At 63.4% G+C, this 14,981-nt stretch carries 16 protein-coding genes and 1 riboswitch; of the genes, 9 read left to right on the plus strand and 7 right to left on the minus strand.

Features of this window, described 5'->3' with window-relative positions; all coding sequences use genetic code 11:
- The first annotated feature begins 48 nt into the window (after positions 1 to 48).
- The 3 genes from ACFUCV_RS11470 to ACFUCV_RS11480 all read left to right on the plus strand — a co-directional run bounded on the left by ACFUCV_RS11470 (position 49) and on the right by ACFUCV_RS11480 (position 2,878).
- Entirely contained in the window at positions 49 to 1,341 is a 1,293-nt protein-coding gene (locus tag ACFUCV_RS11470) for an adenylosuccinate synthase (protein WP_380815724.1), read from the plus strand.
- 147 nt (positions 1,342 to 1,488) lie between these two features.
- Entirely contained in the window at positions 1,489 to 2,295 is an 807-nt protein-coding gene (locus ACFUCV_RS11475; protein WP_380815726.1) for a carbon-nitrogen hydrolase family protein, read from the plus strand.
- Positions 2,296 to 2,359: 64 nt separating this feature from the next.
- Positions 2,360 to 2,878: an SUKH-4 family immunity protein gene (locus tag ACFUCV_RS11480; protein ID WP_380815728.1), complete on the plus strand. Its 519-nt coding sequence runs from the start codon at positions 2,360 to 2,362 to the stop codon at positions 2,876 to 2,878.
- Here the strand turns inward: ACFUCV_RS11480 and ACFUCV_RS11485 are convergent, their stop codons facing one another.
- The 6 genes from ACFUCV_RS11485 to ACFUCV_RS11510 are packed head-to-tail and all read right to left on the minus strand — an operon-like array spanning position 2,879 to position 9,513.
- Positions 2,879 to 3,373, minus strand: coding sequence for a CoA-binding protein (locus ACFUCV_RS11485; protein WP_380815730.1), 495 nt, complete (start codon positions 3,371 to 3,373; stop codon positions 2,879 to 2,881).
- Positions 3,370 to 4,746 carry an O-acetylhomoserine aminocarboxypropyltransferase/cysteine synthase family protein gene (locus ACFUCV_RS11490; RefSeq protein WP_380815732.1) on the minus strand — a complete coding sequence of 459 codons (1,377 nt, stop codon included), beginning with the start codon at positions 4,744 to 4,746 and terminating at the stop codon, positions 3,370 to 3,372. The genes ACFUCV_RS11485 and ACFUCV_RS11490 overlap by 4 nt, the downstream gene beginning before the upstream one ends.
- A 52-nt stretch (positions 4,747 to 4,798) precedes the next feature.
- Positions 4,799 to 6,805 carry an acetate--CoA ligase gene (acs, locus tag ACFUCV_RS11495; RefSeq protein ID WP_380815734.1) on the minus strand — a complete coding sequence of 669 codons (2,007 nt, stop codon included), beginning with the start codon at positions 6,803 to 6,805 and terminating at the stop codon, positions 4,799 to 4,801.
- Positions 6,796 to 7,659, minus strand: a complete 864-nt coding sequence (locus ACFUCV_RS11500; protein WP_380815736.1) for an ABC transporter permease — start codon at positions 7,657 to 7,659, stop codon at positions 6,796 to 6,798. Before ACFUCV_RS11500 ends, acs begins: the two co-directional genes overlap by 10 nt.
- Complete coding sequence (locus ACFUCV_RS11505) at positions 7,656 to 8,696, minus strand: aliphatic sulfonate ABC transporter substrate-binding protein (RefSeq protein ID WP_380815739.1); 1,041 nt, start codon at positions 8,694 to 8,696, stop codon at positions 7,656 to 7,658. Before ACFUCV_RS11505 ends, ACFUCV_RS11500 begins: the two co-directional genes overlap by 4 nt.
- Before the next feature lie 55 nt (positions 8,697 to 8,751).
- On the minus strand, positions 8,752 to 9,513 hold the full coding sequence (locus ACFUCV_RS11510; RefSeq protein ID WP_380815741.1) for an ABC transporter ATP-binding protein: 762 nt from the start codon (positions 9,511 to 9,513) through the stop codon (positions 8,752 to 8,754).
- 323 nt (positions 9,514 to 9,836) lie between these two features.
- Here ACFUCV_RS11510 and ACFUCV_RS11515 point away from each other — a divergent pair, with 323 nt between their 5' ends.
- From ACFUCV_RS11515 to ACFUCV_RS11540, 6 genes are all read left to right on the plus strand, one after another.
- Positions 9,837 to 10,262 (plus strand): CoA-binding protein, encoded by a 426-nt coding sequence (locus ACFUCV_RS11515; protein WP_380815742.1) that lies wholly within the window; start codon positions 9,837 to 9,839, stop codon positions 10,260 to 10,262.
- A 49-nt stretch (positions 10,263 to 10,311) separates the two neighbouring features.
- Positions 10,312 to 10,881, plus strand: a complete 570-nt coding sequence (locus tag ACFUCV_RS11520) for a dihydrofolate reductase family protein (protein ID WP_380815744.1) — start codon at positions 10,312 to 10,314, stop codon at positions 10,879 to 10,881.
- Positions 10,878 to 11,276 carry an MmcQ/YjbR family DNA-binding protein gene (locus tag ACFUCV_RS11525; RefSeq protein WP_380815747.1) on the plus strand — a complete coding sequence of 133 codons (399 nt, stop codon included), beginning with the start codon at positions 10,878 to 10,880 and terminating at the stop codon, positions 11,274 to 11,276. The genes ACFUCV_RS11520 and ACFUCV_RS11525 overlap by 4 nt, the downstream gene beginning before the upstream one ends.
- Positions 11,260 to 11,832 (plus strand): DUF1990 family protein, encoded by a 573-nt coding sequence (locus tag ACFUCV_RS11530; RefSeq protein WP_380815749.1) that lies wholly within the window; start codon positions 11,260 to 11,262, stop codon positions 11,830 to 11,832. The genes ACFUCV_RS11525 and ACFUCV_RS11530 overlap by 17 nt, the downstream gene beginning before the upstream one ends.
- 409 nt (positions 11,833 to 12,241) lie before the next feature.
- Positions 12,242 to 12,351: riboswitch (TPP riboswitch) on the plus strand.
- A 48-nt stretch (positions 12,352 to 12,399) separates the two neighbouring features.
- A complete protein-coding gene (locus ACFUCV_RS11535; protein ID WP_380815751.1) occupies positions 12,400 to 13,191 on the plus strand; it encodes a 3-oxoacyl-ACP reductase in 792 nt (263 codons plus the stop codon).
- Complete coding sequence (locus ACFUCV_RS11540) at positions 13,188 to 14,516, plus strand: LLM class flavin-dependent oxidoreductase (RefSeq protein WP_380815753.1); 1,329 nt, start codon at positions 13,188 to 13,190, stop codon at positions 14,514 to 14,516. The genes ACFUCV_RS11535 and ACFUCV_RS11540 overlap by 4 nt, the downstream gene beginning before the upstream one ends.
- A 46-nt stretch (positions 14,517 to 14,562) precedes the next feature.
- Here ACFUCV_RS11540 and ACFUCV_RS11545 read toward each other — a convergent pair whose 3' ends face one another.
- Positions 14,563 to 14,952 (minus strand): VOC family protein, encoded by a 390-nt coding sequence (locus ACFUCV_RS11545; protein WP_380815755.1) that lies wholly within the window; start codon positions 14,950 to 14,952, stop codon positions 14,563 to 14,565.
- Positions 14,953 to 14,981: the final 29 nt, after the last annotated feature.

A 14,981-nucleotide genomic window follows, 5' to 3' on the forward strand; every position in this document is an offset into this window, starting at 1 on the left:
CTAAATGCGCAGCGCCCGGCTCAACTTTTGAGCAAGGGGGAGGGTCCCATGCCAGCAATTGTCATCGTCGGAGCCCAGTGGGGCGACGAGGGAAAAGGCAAGGCCACAGATCTTTTGGGTGGTTTGGTCGATTATGTGGTCAAGCCCAACGGCGGCAACAACGCCGGGCACACGGTGGTGGTGGGCGGTGAGAAGTATGAGCTCAAGCTCCTTCCCGCGGGCATCTTGAGCCCCAATGCCATTCCCATCATTGGCAACGGCTGCGTGGTGAACCTTGAAGCCTTGTTTGAGGAAATCGACGGCCTCGAAGCCCGCGGCGCAGACACGTCCAAGCTCCGCATTTCCGCCAACGCCCACCTGGTGGCCCCGTACCACCAGGTGCTGGACAAGGTCACCGAGCGTTTCCTGGGCAAGCGCGCCATTGGCACCACCGGCCGCGGCATTGGTCCGGCCTACATGGACAAGGTGGCCCGCCTGGGGATCCGCGTCCAGGATGTCTTTGACGAGTCCATCCTGCGCCAGAAGGTGGAAGGCTCGCTGAAGCAAAAGAACCAGCTGCTGGTGAAGGTGTACAACCGCCGCGACGTGGAGGTTCAGGAGATTGTGGAGTACTTCCTGGCCTTCGCCGAACGCCTGCGCCCCATGGTCATTGACTCCACCTTTGTGCTTAACGAGGCTTTGGACCGCGGCGAAGTGGTGCTGATGGAGGGCGGCCAGGCTACCTTCCTGGACGTGGACCACGGCACCTACCCCTTTGTGACCTCCTCCAACCCGACCGCAGGCGGGGCCTCCGTGGGCTCGGGCATTGGCCCCACCCGCATCTCCCGCGCCGTGGGCATCATCAAGGCCTACACCACCCGTGTTGGTGCCGGCCCGTTCCCCACCGAGCTCTTTGATGAAATGGGCATCTACCTGCAGAAGACCGGCGGCGAGTTTGGCGTCAACACCGGCCGCCCGCGCCGCTGCGGTTGGTATGACGCCGTCCTGGCCCGCCACGCCTCCCGCGTCAACGGCTTCACGGACTACTTCGTGACCAAGCTGGACGTGCTCACGGGCATCGAGTCCATCCCGGTTTGTGTGGCCTACGACGTGGACGGCGTGCGCCACGACGAGATGCCCATGACGCAGACCGAATTCCACCATGCAGTGCCCATTTTCGAGTACTTTCCGGGATGGTCCGAGGACATCTCCACGGCCCGCACCTTGGCGGACCTGCCCGAGAACGCCCGGAACTACGTCCTGGCCCTTGAAGGCATGTCAGGGACCCGGATCTCCGCCATTGGCGTGGGCCCGGACCGCGACCAGACCATTGTGCGCCACGACCTCATCAGTAACAGCTGACTAAAAAGGCGGCCACCATAAACGGGAGCCACCAAGCCAGGGCCGGGGTGCGGGACGTACGTTCCGCGCCCCGGCCCTGGCTTTTATGTGCGGACTGCGGGCCGGGCTAGGCTAAAGGAAGTACAGCAGCGGCGAAGGGACAGGGCCATGAAAGTCAGTGTTGGACAATTCAACCCCGGCGGTGACGTTGCGGAGAACCTGGCCACGATGCGCCGTTTGGCTGCCGGGGTTGCCCGGGACGGCGGCGGGCTGATCGTCTTTCCGGAGGAATCCATGTTCTCCGTGGGAAAGGTGGAGGGGGATTTCACGGCCGCCGTGGATGCGCAGTGGACCACTTTTGTGCGGGAACTGTCCCTGCTCGCGGCCGAACTGGGGATTGCCATCATTGCCGGCGGCTACGAATCCAGCGGCGAGGAGCGGCCATACAACACGGTGGTGGCTGTGGATGCCGACGGCGGCATTGTGGGCACCTACCGCAAGCTGCACCTCTACGACGCGTTCTCCTTCCAGGAGTCCAAACAGATCAAGCCCAGCGGGCAGGGGCTGGCGATGGTGGAGCTTGGCGGCTTCAAGGTGGGCATCATGACCTGCTACGACCTGCGCTTTCCCGAACTGGCGCGTGCACTGGCCGTGTCCGGGGTGGATGTGCTCAGCGTGTCGGCCGCCTGGTTCAAGGGCGAACACAAGGTGGAACACTGGGAAACGCTCCTGAAGGCCCGGGCCATTGAAAACACCTGCTGGGTGGTGGCTGCCGGCACCTCCAGCGACCACTGCATTGGGCATTCCGTGATCCTGGATCCCATGGGCGTGGCGGTGGCGTCCCTGGGGGACGACGCCGAGAACGTGGCCACCGCCGACCTCACCCATCGGCGCCTTGAACAGGTGCGTGAATTCCTGCCCGTGCTGCGCAACCGCCGCCTGGAAAGCAGCACACAGCTGTTGCCGGTGGAATGATGCCCAGCCGTTGACGTGCCCCAGCGCTGTGGTTAGTGTCAGAAGCCAAGGGCAGGAGGAAGCCATGAACGACTCCCAGATCTGGCAGGTCTTGGAACCGATGTATCCGGTCATGCTTGAAGACGTGCCGCTGGACGGTGATTGGCTCAAACCGCCCTTCGCCGACGACGCCCAGGGGCGCGCCGTCATCTGCAATGACGGCGACTTTCAGTTCGTGGTGGTGGACCGGGGCAATGGTGCCGTTCTGTACGTCTGTGAAGATGAGGAGACGCTCCTTGCCTCCTCCCTGGCCACGCTGCCCGGCATTGTTGATGCCTGGGTTTCCATTGACAGGGATACCGTGGGGCCGGAGGACGACGAGGATTTCACGGCTGTGAAGAAGTCATTTCAGGACCAGCTTGAAATTCTGGATCCTGCCGCTGCCGCCGCCAACGAGTTTTGGGCCCTGTACACCGACGAGCTCACCAGCGATGACTATGTGGACCTCGCTGATGAGCCCGACGGCGACGACGGGCAGGAGCCGGTCAGCGACTCCGGTGACAATGACAGGCCCGGCGCCGACCAGTCCTTCGCCGACGCCTAATCAGGCCAGCAGCTGCCGTTTGGAGGAAATCACGCCGGTGTCAAAACCGGCCAGGTTCAGACCGCCATGGAAACGTGCATGCTCAATTTTAAGGCACCTGTCCATGACCACTTCCATGCCCGCAGCCTCCGCCGCAGCCGCCACCTCTTCGTGCCAGGAACCCAGCTGCAGCCACAGGGTCCGGGCTCCCACGGCCTGGGCCTGCGCCAGGACGGTGGGCAGGTCATCGTGCTTGCGGAACACGTCCACCAGATCCGGCACCTCGGGCAGCTCCGCCAGTGATTTGTACACCGGCTGCCCCAGGATCTCCTTGGCCACGGGATTGACGAAGTACACCCGGTAGCGGCTGGAGGAGAGCAGGTACGTCGCCACAAAGTAGCTGGCACGCGAGGGCTTGTCCGAGGCGCCCACAATGGCGATGGAGGTGGTTCTGCGCAAAATGGCCAGGCGTTCCGCAGCCGAAGGGCCAAGCCAGGTGCGTGCAGCGGTACTCATGCGCTTGCTCCAATCCGGCAGGACAGGCCGGGGCCGTCAACATCGTTCTCCGCCACGGCCTGGGCCTTGGCGGCCACGCCGTTGAGGGAGGCTTGGGCCAGGGTCAGGGCCTGATCCAGGTCCCACAGGATGTCGGCCACGTCCTCAAGGCCCACGGAAATGCGGATCAGGTCCTCGGGCACGCCGGCGGCGTCGAGCTGCTCCGTGCTGAGCTGCTGATGGGTGGTGGAGGCTGGATGCAGCACCAGGGTGCGGGAGTCACCAATGTTGGCCAGGTGGCTGGCCAGCTGCAGCGAGTCAATGAACAGCTGCCCCGCAGCCCGCCCGCCGCGCACACCAAAGGCAAAGACCGAGCCAACGCCCTTGGGCAGATAATGCAGCCCGCGTTCATGATGCCGGTGGCCGGGCAGGCCGGCAAAACTGACCCAGGAGACACGCTGATCCTGTTCCAGCCACTGGGCCACGGCGGCGGCGTTGCGCAGGTGTTCATCCATGCGCTGGGGCAGTGTTTCCACGCCCTGCAGCAGTTGGAAGGCCGACTGCGCCGACAGGGAGGGGCCAATGTCGCGCAGCTGCTCCGAGCGCAGCTTGGTCAGGAAACCGTACTCGCCAAAGTTTTCCCACCAGGAGACATTGCCGTAGGAGGCCACGGGCTCGGTCATGGTGGGGAACCTGCCGTTGCCCCAATTAAAACGTCCCGACTCCACCACGACGCCGCCCAGGGTGGTGCCGTGCCCGCCCAGGAATTTGGTGGCGGAGTGGATCACAATGTCCGCGCCAAACTCAATGGGCCGGATCAGGTACGGGGTGCTCAAGGTGGCGTCAACCACCAGGGGCACGCCGGCTGCGTGCGCCACTTCCGCCAGGCCCTCAAGATCGGCAATGTCCCCGGAGGGGTTTGCCACAATCTCGGTGTACACGGCCTTGGTGTTCTCCTGGATGGCAGCGGCAAAGTCGGCGGGATCATTTGAATCCACAAAGGTGGTCTCCACACCGAAGCGGCGCAAGGTCACATCCAGCTGCGTGATGGTCCCCCCGTAGAGCTTGGAGGAGGCCACAATGTGGTCCCCCGCACCGGTCAAGGCGGCGAAGGTGATGAATTCCGCAGCCATGCCCGAGGACGTGGCGACCGCGCCCAGTCCGCCTTCCAGGGATGCGATGCGTTCCTCAAAGGCGGCCACGGTGGGGTTGCCGATGCGGGAGTAGATGTTGCCGTACTTTTGCAGCGCAAACAGTTTGGCGGCGTCGTCGGTGTCCTTGAAGACAAAGGAGGTGGTCTGATAGATGGGCACCGTGCGGGCGCCATGGACGGCGTCGGGGGTGCCGCCGGCGTGCAGGGCGCGGGTGCGGAAACCGAATTGGTGCTCAGCCATTAAAGACGCGCTCCTTGAGGTGTGTGGGGACTGTTCATGGTGTGCTTTTTCCTTACGCCTTGGATCTTTGGGTGCAAATCTGCTGGACAGCTGCAATGCAGGGCTCGTTTTGCAAGCTGGTGGTGTCGCCCAGCGCCGAGCCTTCAAACATTTGCGTCAGCAGGCGGCGCATGATTTTTCCGGAGCGGGTCTTGGGCACGTCAGGGACAAAGACAATGTCGCGCGGCTTGGCAATGGGGCCGATCTGGGTGGCCACGTGCGCGCGCAGTTCCGCAATGGCGCTGCGTTGGGCGGCGGTGCCGCGCCCGTCCCGGGTGATGAGGGAGGTGTCGTGGGGGACCACAAAAGCGGTGGCCGCATGCCCGGTGGCGGCATCAAAGGTGGGGCACACGCCGGCTTCCACCACTGCCGGATGGGCCACCAGGGCCGACTCAATTTCAATGGTGGAGAGGCGGTGGCCGGAAATGTTGATGACATCGTCGCTCCGACCCAGGATCCACACATCGCCGTCCTGATCAAAGCGGGCGCCGTCACCGGCCAGGAACCAGCCCTGCTGGGCATACTTTTCCCAGTAGGAGCTGAAGTAGCGCTCCGGGTTTCCCCAGACGGTGCGCGCCATGGCCGGGCCCGTTTTGGTGAGCACAATGTTGCCCTGCACTCCAGCCGGGACTTTGCTGCCGGCGTCGTCCACGATGTCAACGGCGACGCCGGGAAGCGCGCGGGTGCCGCAGCCGGGCTTGAAGGTGGTGGCGTCCGGGCGTGGGGACAGGATGGTGGCGCCGGTCTCCGACTGCCACCAGGTGTCCACCATGGGGATGCCACGCGCCGGCTGCCCGGGCACCAGCGAGTCCTTGCCCACATTGTTGCGCAGCCAGCGCCACGCTTCGGGGTTGACGGCCTCGCCCACGGTGCCGGCCAGGCGGATGGAGGAAAGGTTGTGGGAGTCCGGGATGCCGTGGGGGAACCAGCCCATCAGGGAACGGACCAGGGTGGGGGCCGTGTAGTAGCTGGTGACCTTGTAGCGTTCGATGATCTCAAAGTGGCGGCCCGGGTGCGGGGCATTGGGAACGCCCTCATAAATGACCTGGGTTGCCCCGTTGGAAAGCGGGCCGTATATCTCGTAGCTGTGGGCCGTGACCCAGGCAAGATCGGCCGTGCACCAATGCACGTCGTCGGCGCGGCGGTCCGGATCGGGGTTGCTGAAAAGGAATTCGTGGCTCCAGGAAACCTGCGTCAAATAGCCGCCGGTGGTGTGGACCAAACCCTTGGGCTGGCCGGTGGTGCCGGAGGTGTACATGATGAACAGGGGATGCTCGGCGTCGAACGGCTCCGCCTGGTGCACGCGTGAAGCCGTGTCCACCACCTCATGCCACCAGACGTCACGGCCGGGCGTCCACGGCACCGTGTCCAGTTCCGCGGCGTCCGTGGTGCGGTTGATCACCAGCACATGTTCAATGGCGTTCGTCCCGCTGACCGCCTGGTCTGCATTGGCCTTCACCGCCACGGCGGCGCCGCGGCGGAACTGGCCGTCGGTGGTGACCAAAAGCTTGGCGCCGGTGTCCTCCACCCGGAACTTCAAGGCCTCCGCGGAGAAACCGCCAAACACCAGGGAGTGCACTGCGCCGATCCGGGCGCAGGCCAGGGTGATGACAATGGTCTCCACCAAAACCGGCAAATAAATCACCACGCGGTCGCCCGCGCCAATGCCCAGGGCCGTGAGCGCGTTGGCGCACTGGCTGACCAACCCGGTCAGTTCGCGGTAGCTGACACTGCGTCGGTCGCCCGGTTCGCCTTCAAAATGCAGTGCAATTTTGCTGCCGTTGCCGGCGGCGACGTGTCTGTCCGCGCAGTTCACGGCGGCGTTGAGCTTCCCGCCGGCGAACCAGCGCAGATCCGGGCCGCGGCGGGCGGCGGTGTTGGCGGCGGTGGCGCTGTGGATGGTGTGCCAGGGTTGGGACCACTCCAGCCGGGCGGCCGCGGCGGCCCAGAATTCCAGCCGCTGCTGCTCGGATGCCTCCGGGGGTGCCGTTGGTGCCGGGGCCGCGGTTGTTACGACCATCTGCGCACAGCCCACTTCTCCGCCAGGCCCAGCAGGGCGTCGGTGGCCTTGCCCAGCACCGCCAACAGCACAATGGCCAACAGCAGCCTGTCGGTGCGGCCATTGTTTTGGGAATCCGTGAGCAAAAAGCCCAGACCCATGGATGCTGCAATGAGTTCGGCAGCCACCAGGAACAGCCAGGCCTGGGCCAAGGCCAGGCGCAGCCCGGAAAACAGGGACGGCACCACGGCCGGCAGCTGCACAGTGGTCAGCAGCTTCAGGCCTTTAAGTCCAAAGGCGCGCCCCGCTTCCACCAGGTTCCTGTCCACGTGGCGCAGGGCCAGGGACACCGTGGTGAACACGGGGAAGAACGCCCCGATGATGATCAAGGTGACTTTGGAGTCCTCACCAATCTTCATCCAGAGAATCAGCAGGGGCACCCACGCCAGGGACGGCACCGCGCGCAGGGCGCCAATTGTCGGCCCGAGCAGCACTTCGGCAATTTTGGACAGACCCACCAGCGCGCCCAGGGACACGCCCAGTGCCGCCCCGGCGAGAAAACCAAGGATCACGCGCTGGGCGGAGATCCCCACATGCTTGAACAGTTCATTGCGGCTGATGAGATCCGTGCCCGCCTCCAGCACGGCCCGGGGTGCCGGCAGCTGGACCGGAGAGAACACCCCCGCAGCCGTGCTGAGCTGCCAGGCCAGAAGAATCAAGGCCGGCAGGACCAGCCCCAGGCCCAGGCGGACCCAGCCCCTGCCCAGCAGGGAGGTGGCAGCGGCCGTCGTCACTGGGCCAGGGGAGGCGGGGGCGCCAATATTGGTGTGTTCAAGGCTGCTGCCTGTGATCACCGGGTTGCCGAGGTGGGTCATGCGGATTCCTTGATTGAATCAGGGTTGGCCTTCTGGGCCAGAGAGTCATCGAGCAGGCTTTCCAGCGCCGCATCCACATCCGCCTGGGACTTGACGTCGCCAAGTTCCACAAACGTGGGACCAATCTTGGTCAAAACGGCGCGCTGCTTGTCCCCGGGAATGCCGGAAACGTCCAGGTTGCTGCGTTCAAGAATGACCGTGGTGGCAACCTCCGGCTTTAAACCGGCAGCGTCAGCAAGGATTTGGGCAGTCTCCTCGGGGTTCGCAGCTGCCCAGACGCGGGCCTTCTCATAGGCGTCGACCACTGTCTGCGCAAGTTCGGGCTGGTTCTGCAAAAATGACTCGGTGGCATTGAGGAAGCCGTAGGTGTTGAAATCCAGGTTCCGGTAAAACAGCGTGGCCCCCTCTTGTTCGGCGGTGGCCATGATGGGATCCAGACCGGACCAGGCATCCACTGAGCCATTGGCCAGGGCCGCCTTGCCGTCGGCGTGCTGGAGGTTCTCCACCGTGACGTCCTTGGTGCTCAGTCCAGCCTCCTCCAGCGCCTGCACCAGGAAGAAGTAGGGGTCCGTGCCCTTGGTGGCGGCAATTGACTTGCCCTTGAGGTCTGCAACTGTCTTAATGCCGGAATTCTTGCCCACCACCAGAGCGGACCACTCCGGCTGGGAGTAAAGGGAGATGGTCTTGATGGGGGAGTTGTTGGCGCGGGCCAAAAGCGCTGCGGAACCGGCTGTGGAGCCAACATCGACGGCCCCGGCACGCAGGGCCTCATTGGCCTTGTTGGATCCGGCCGACTGCAGCCAGTTCACAGTGACGTTCTTTTCCGCCAGGGTTGCCTCCAACCAGCCCTTTTCCTTGATCACCAGGCTCAACGGATTGTAGGTGGCAAAATCAATGTTCAAAGTTCCGGGGGCACCGTCTTTGCCGGCAACACTGGAGGTGGCGTCCTCCCCGGAGCAACTGGCCAGGGCCAGGGCGGAGGCGGCAGCTGCGACGCTGAGGAAGGAGCGGCGGCTAAAAGAATTCAAGGCAGGCATGATCGTCCTAAAGTTTGTTGGAGTGGAGCAAAAGTGTGGGTGCTGCGCCGGGCAGTCAGTGGCCGCTGACGCCGAGGCTGGAGAGCAGTGAACTGCGCAGTTCCGCCAATTCCGTGGAGGCCCGGTCGCGCGGGCGGGCTCCGGGGACATTCACGGTGCGCACAATGGTGGCGCCTGGCTCAGGCGATCCATCGCTGCCCAGCAAAATAATGCGGTCAGCGAGCTGCAATGCCTCATCCACATCATGCGTCACGAGCAGGATAGTGGTGGGTTCCGCCGCATGCACATCCAACAGCAGATCCTGCATGGTGATGCGGGTAAGTGCATCCAGCGCGCCAAAAGGCTCATCGAGCAACAGGACCCCTGGATTGCGTGCCAAGGCCCGCGCCAGCGAGGCCCGCTGGGCCATGCCGCCGGAAACCTCCCGCGGCCGGTGCCCGGAAAACTTCGACAAGCCCACCAAATTCAAAAGGTTCGCCACCACGTGTCGGCGGCGTCCGGCGTCGGCCGCTGCCGGAACGCCAATGGCCACATTCCCCGCGAGCGATTTCCACGGCAAAAGGCGGGGTTCCTGGAAGGCGACGGCGCAGCGGGCGTCGATGCCGGACACTGCCCTGCCAGCAATGGTGACGGCACCGGTGCTGGGGGCATCGAGACCGGCCACTGCACGCAGCAAGGTGGACTTCCCGCAACCTGAAGGACCCAGCAGGGCCACAATTTCTCCGGCTTCCACGTCAAAGGAGACGTTTCGAAGCACTGGATGGGTGTTGGCTCCGGTGCCAAAGGAGCGGCCCAGATTCTGAAAGGACACGCTCATGGCGGCGGTTCCTTGCGGATCCATCGTGCTGGGCGCGGCTGTAGGGGACGGCGAAAGCAAAGCAGGCATGGGAGCACTCCATCGGTCCTGGCGGTAGCACCCTGCCAAACATCGCCACTTTTGAAGGAAGTGGCGACCAGGGTTGCTGCGGCGTCGCTGAGCCAGATCTCTCGGCCGCTCGGGATGGTCGTTTCCAGAGTAGAACGGCTCTAAGGGGTGGAGCAATTAGGTGGCCAATCGCAGTTCTCACGGCGTAACAATCCACCCCGGTCCGGCCCCCAAGGCACTGGGCAAGCACGCCCCGGGGGGATTAGGCTCAAAAGATGGCTGCCATCAATGACCCTGAACTCATCAAGCGCCTGCTGACCACGCCCGGCCGTTGGGCGGTGGTGGGTTTGTCAGGCAACCCGCTGCGTCCTGCCGTGGATGTTGCCCGCTTTCTACAGCGGGGGCTGGGTCATGAAATCATCCCCGTGAGCTTAAAGGGCGACGACGTCCACGGGGCCAAAGGCTACAAATCCCTGGCCGAAGTGCCTGGTCCCATTGACGTGGTGGACTGCTTTGTGAACTCCACCAGGGTTGGTGCCGTGGTGGATCAAGCCATTGCGGCAGGAGCCAAGGCGGTGTGGCTGCAATTGGGTGTGGTGGATGAGCAAGCCGCCCAGCGAGCACTGGACGCGGGCCTGGACGTCGTGATGGACACCTGCCCCAAAATTGAGGCCGCCCGGTGGGGGATGTACCCGGGATGAGCGCGTTGGAGACGCCGCTGGCCGGGTTCGAAGCGGGTAGCGTTGAACCATGACGGACATTGTTTACTACACCGCGAGCACCCTCAATGGGTTTTTGGCTGATGCCAGCCACTCCCTTGACTGGTTGTTCTCAGTGGATAATGCGGGCGCACCGGACATTGCTGCGTTCATGGACACCACGGGTGTTTTTGTGGAGGGCGCCGCCACCTACGAGTGGGTGTTGCGCGCTGAGAACCTGATGGCCGAACCCAGGAAATGGCAGCAGTTCTACGGGGACAAACCCACCTACGTCTTCACTTCCCGGAAGCTGCCCATCCCGGCAGGAGCGGACGTGCGCCTGGTCAATGGTCCGGTCACATCGGCATTGGCTGATATCAAGGCTGCGGCAGGGGACAAGGATGTATGGATTGTAGGTGGCGGGGACCTGGCCGGACAGTTTCTCGACGCCGGGGCCCTGAATGAACTCATCATTAGTTTTGCCCCCGCAGCGTTGACCGGCGGGGCGCCGCTGCTGCCCCGATCCGTGGGGCCTGAGCGGCTCAAACTGCGCAGCGCGCAGCAACATGGCCAGTTCGCCATGTTGCGCTACGAAGTGCTTGCAACCGGCGGCGCCGCATGAGCATCGCACCTTCATCCCTGCGCGCCGCGGCATTGAACCTGCCCGGGGCCTATGAAGACTTCCCCTTTGGCGCGGAAACCAGCGTGTTCAAGGTCAAGGCCCCCACAGGGGACCGTCCGGGCAAGGTCTTCGCCTTGGGGGATCTGGACAGCCAACCTTTGAGCATCAGCCTCAAATGTGATCCCGAGCTCGCGCCGGGTCTGCGCGAGGCAAATCCCGGAATCACCGGTGGGTACCACCTGAACAAACGGCACTGGAACACTGTTGACACCTCCCGCGTGGAGGAACAGATGGTCCTGGAAATGCTGGAGGATTCCTACGATCTAGTGGTGGCCGGCTTACCCAAAAAGCAACAAACCGCCTTGAAATGGAGTGCCCATGCCGCAGGGGAGTAGCAATTTGGATTATCCGCAGCTGGGGTTGACCCGCCTGGCGGCACTCACAGCTGCGCAGGACATTCCCTGGCCCAAGGGATTCAGCCACGTGGACAAGACCACCACAGTGGGCAGCGGCCCGGAGACCTTCGCTGCGCTCGCAGAGGGCATCATGACGTGGGAGATTCAACGCCGGGCCGGGTTGACCGTCAAGGCCCCGCCGCGGGCCACGGTGGGTGCGCGGGTGGTGAGTGGATTTGGTGTGGGCCAGCTGCGGCTCCCCGTACCGTGCGAAGTGGTGTGGGCTCTGGAGCCGCAGCGGCTGGAGACGGATGAGGGCAGCGCGGTGACAGTGGCTGGTTTTGGCTACGGGACCTTGCCGGGCCATCCCGCCCTGGGCGAGGAGGCCTTCCTGGCCCTGATGAGGCCCGACGGCGCCGTGCACTTTAGGCTGCTGGCGTTCAGCAGACCGGCGGGATTGATATATACCCTGGGCTCCCCGGTGACCAAATTGGCCCAGGCGGGCGTGACGCGTTCATACCAGCAGGCGGCGAGGGCGTTGAGCGGCGGATTCTAAGTGTCGCAGGCGCCGGATTGTCCGCCGCTGGTGTGCATGGTGGTGCGTTGGATGCCAAGGTGGGCTGTTCTGCGCCGGATTCCATGCCGGTTTGGCGCAGGGGGTGCCATGCGCCAGACCGGGTGCGGCTTTGGCGCCTGAGGTTCCGTCTGCAGGACTGCATGCCTGAAATGCAGCCTGGTTGGCCCATGGTGCTGCGTTGGATGCCAAGGTGGACCATGCCGTGATGCGGGGACTGTGCCGAACTTGTCAGGGCCCCAAGAAATGGTTTTCGGGTTTCCATCCCACCCGGTTCCATGATCCCCCACCGTGTCAGTTTGGACATCGTTGCCTTCCACGCCCGGGGGCATCTGTTGTGACGGGCCGCAAAGTGACCACCCCAAGAATTTCCCAATGGGCTATGGTAGGCAGAAGCGACACGGGGTGCCCCGGCGCGGCGCAAGCCGGTCAGGAGCTGAGATTAAACCCGGTGAACCTGCTCCAGTTAGTACTGGCGAAGGGATGTCAGCACCGGTCAACGGTCATCTACGTCTACGTGCCTTCGTCACCCGTCGAAAGGTGATTCACATGAAGTCCACAACAGTTTCCCCCAAAGCCCTGCCCATCCACGACCAAGTAGTGCTGGTCACCGGAGGCGCGAGGGGACTTGGTGCCCGCCTGGTGCAGTCTTTCCTCAAGGAAGGCTCCCGTGTGGTGATTAATTATTTAGAAAGCGCTGACGCGGCGCAGGGAGCAGCGGCAGCTTTTCCTGAACGGGCTGTGGCCCTGCAAGCAGATGTACGTGATGCGCAGCAGGTCAATGCCATGGTTGAAAGGGCCGAGGCGCATTTTGGTTCCCCCATCACTACGGTCGTCAACAATGCACTGGCCGACTTCTCCTTCAACGGCGACGCGCGACCGCAGGCGGACACGTTGAACTGGGAGAACCTGGAGCAGCAGTTCTCCGGAACTGTACGCGGGGCGTTGAACACTGTGCAGGCAGTATTGCCCAAGATGCGGGCAGCCGGCTTTGGACGCGTCATCAATGTCGGCACCAATTTATTTCAGCACCCGGTGGTCCCCTATCACGATTACACGGCCGCGAAGGCTGCCCTGCTGTCGCTGACCCGCACTCTTTCCCACGATTTAGGCCCTGCCGGGATCACAGTCAACATGGTTTCAGGCGGCTTGTTGCGCAGCACGGATGCCAGCTCAGCCACCCCGGAGGAAGTTTTTGACATGATTGCCGCCGGGACCTCGCTGCGGCGGGTCACTACGCCGAAAGAGTTCGCGGACGCTGCCTTGTTTTTCGCCTCCCCCTGGTCCCGCGCGGTGACGGGACAGAATCTCATTGTTGACGGCGGGCTGGTAAAGGGATGACTTTCGAAACTCGCCAGCTGCACTTGAACCTGTTCATCTTCGGTTGTGGACACCATAAAGCCGCATGGCGCCATCCACAATCACCAGTTGAGCAGCTGGGGGATGTCACTTATTTAGAGCAGTTGGCCCGCACCGCCGAGCGCGGTTTCCTGGACGCGGTGTTTTTCGCCGATGGGCACGCCGCAGCTAATGTCGCCGACGGGCCGCTGTGGTTCCTTGAACCGATGACCGCGCTGGCGGCCATGAGTCGGGCCACAAGCAGGATTGGTCTGGTCAGCACCATTTCCAGCACCTTCCACACCCCGTTCCATGCGGCGCGGATGTTGGCTTCACTGGACCATATTTCCGGTGGCCGGGTGGGTTGGAATGTGGTGACCTCCATGTTCGACGCGGAGGCCCGCAACCATGGGCTGGAGCGCATGCCGGAGTCTCTGGACCGGTATGCCCGTGCGGAGGAATTCATCGAGGTGGTCCTGGGTCTCTGGGACTCATGGGCTGACGACGCGCTGCGTTACGACCGGTCCGGTGTCTACGCGGATCCGGCGGGGGTGCGGGCCATCAATCACCGCAGCGAGCGGTTTCTCGTCGATGGACCGTTAAATGTGCCGCGTCCGCCGCAGGGTCACCCGGTGCTTTTTCAAGCCGGGGCATCAGAGGCGGGCCGGCAGTTGGCTGCCCGCCGTGCCGAAGCAATCTATGCCGTGGCCTATGACCTGCCCAGCGCTCAGGCGTATTACCGGGATCTTAAGACCCGAATCCGCCAAGCCGGGCGCAACCCGGGCGCCGTGGCGATCATGCCCGGGTTGGTCACCTACCTTGGTTCCACCGAGGCAGAGGCTAAAGCCAAGCAGCGCGAACTTGATGAACTGCTTCCAGCCGAAGATTCGCTGCGCCAGCTGGGCCAGTTCGTGGGGCAGGACTGCATGGACTGGGAACTGGATGCTCCCGTTCCGTTGCTGCCACCGCTGGAAGAATTCACCGGGCCCAAGGGGCGGTATGCCACCATTCAACGGATTATCGCCGTGGAGCGGCCCACCGTCCGTGAACTGCTGGGCAGGCTGGCTGCCGGTGGCGGCCACTGCACCATGGTGGGCACGCCTGAGCAAATTGCGGACAAAATTACCCATTGGTTCGAGCATGAAGGCGCGGACGGTTTTAACTTGATGCCACCGACCCTGCCCGGAGGCCTTGACGACTTTGTAGACCACGTTGTTCCGGTCCTGCAGCAACGCGGACTGTTTCGTCACAGCTATGACACCGATACACTCCGGGGGCATTTGGGCCTGTCCCGGCCTGGAGGTGCCCTGAGCGCGCGGTCACGATAAACCTCAGGGAAGGCGGGAAGGACCGTCCCAGGGTTTACGCCGGGAATTAAGCGCCGAGGAAAAATTCCAGGGCAATGCCGTCTGGATCCTTAAAGCTCAGCGCTGTCCCGTACGGCGCTTCCACCAGACCGCTGTGGCGGATGTCCTGATCATCGAGGAGTTGCGCACATGCCTCAAGCTCCGCACGGTTTTCCACCTTAAAGCCAAGGTGGTCAAGGCCGGGGGTTTTGGGCTCGAAGGGGTTCCCTGAGCCGTGGTCATGTTGCGTCAATCCCAGCGTTATTCCTCCGGGCAGGGCAAATATTTGCCGCGAGAACGGCCCGTCGTTCATGGTGGCGACGGGTTTAGTGTCCCAAAGGCGTGAATAAAAGGGCACGCTGACTGCGAGATTTGAAACAGTGAGTGCAACATGGTCAATACCAATAAATGAGGGCATGTTAGAACCTTAGCCAACGCATCATGCAC

Source organism: Specibacter sp. NPDC057265 (assembly GCF_042668835.1).
Taxonomy (GTDB): domain Bacteria; phylum Actinomycetota; class Actinomycetes; order Actinomycetales; family Micrococcaceae; genus Specibacter.

What these genes read in the sequence shown, in the direction of transcription:
- ACFUCV_RS11470 (WP_380815724.1), top strand. Translation starts at nt 49, where the DNA reads ATGCCAGCAATTGTCATCGTCGGAGCCCAGTGGGGCGACGAGGGAAAA.
- ACFUCV_RS11475 (WP_380815726.1), top strand. Translation starts at nt 1,489, where the DNA reads ATGAAAGTCAGTGTTGGACAATTCAACCCCGGCGGTGACGTTGCGGAG.
- ACFUCV_RS11480 (WP_380815728.1), top strand. Translation starts at nt 2,360, where the DNA reads ATGAACGACTCCCAGATCTGGCAGGTCTTGGAACCGATGTATCCGGTC.
- ACFUCV_RS11485 (WP_380815730.1), bottom strand. Translation starts at nt 3,373, where the DNA reads ATGAGTACCGCTGCACGCACCTGGCTTGGCCCTTCGGCTGCGGAACGC.
- ACFUCV_RS11490 (WP_380815732.1), bottom strand. Translation starts at nt 4,746, where the DNA reads ATGGCTGAGCACCAATTCGGTTTCCGCACCCGCGCCCTGCACGCCGGC.
- acs (WP_380815734.1), bottom strand. Translation starts at nt 6,805, where the DNA reads ATGGTCGTAACAACCGCGGCCCCGGCACCAACGGCACCCCCGGAGGCA.
- ACFUCV_RS11500 (WP_380815736.1), bottom strand. Translation starts at nt 7,659, where the DNA reads ATGACCCACCTCGGCAACCCGGTGATCACAGGCAGCAGCCTTGAACAC.
- ACFUCV_RS11505 (WP_380815739.1), bottom strand. Translation starts at nt 8,696, where the DNA reads ATGCCTGCCTTGAATTCTTTTAGCCGCCGCTCCTTCCTCAGCGTCGCA.
- ACFUCV_RS11510 (WP_380815741.1), bottom strand. Translation starts at nt 9,513, where the DNA reads ATGAGCGTGTCCTTTCAGAATCTGGGCCGCTCCTTTGGCACCGGAGCC.
- ACFUCV_RS11515 (WP_380815742.1), top strand. Translation starts at nt 9,837, where the DNA reads ATGGCTGCCATCAATGACCCTGAACTCATCAAGCGCCTGCTGACCACG.
- ACFUCV_RS11520 (WP_380815744.1), top strand. Translation starts at nt 10,312, where the DNA reads ATGACGGACATTGTTTACTACACCGCGAGCACCCTCAATGGGTTTTTG.
- ACFUCV_RS11525 (WP_380815747.1), top strand. Translation starts at nt 10,878, where the DNA reads ATGAGCATCGCACCTTCATCCCTGCGCGCCGCGGCATTGAACCTGCCC.
- ACFUCV_RS11530 (WP_380815749.1), top strand. Translation starts at nt 11,260, where the DNA reads ATGCCGCAGGGGAGTAGCAATTTGGATTATCCGCAGCTGGGGTTGACC.
- ACFUCV_RS11535 (WP_380815751.1), top strand. Translation starts at nt 12,400, where the DNA reads ATGAAGTCCACAACAGTTTCCCCCAAAGCCCTGCCCATCCACGACCAA.
- ACFUCV_RS11540 (WP_380815753.1), top strand. Translation starts at nt 13,188, where the DNA reads ATGACTTTCGAAACTCGCCAGCTGCACTTGAACCTGTTCATCTTCGGT.
- ACFUCV_RS11545 (WP_380815755.1), bottom strand. Translation starts at nt 14,952, where the DNA reads ATGCCCTCATTTATTGGTATTGACCATGTTGCACTCACTGTTTCAAAT.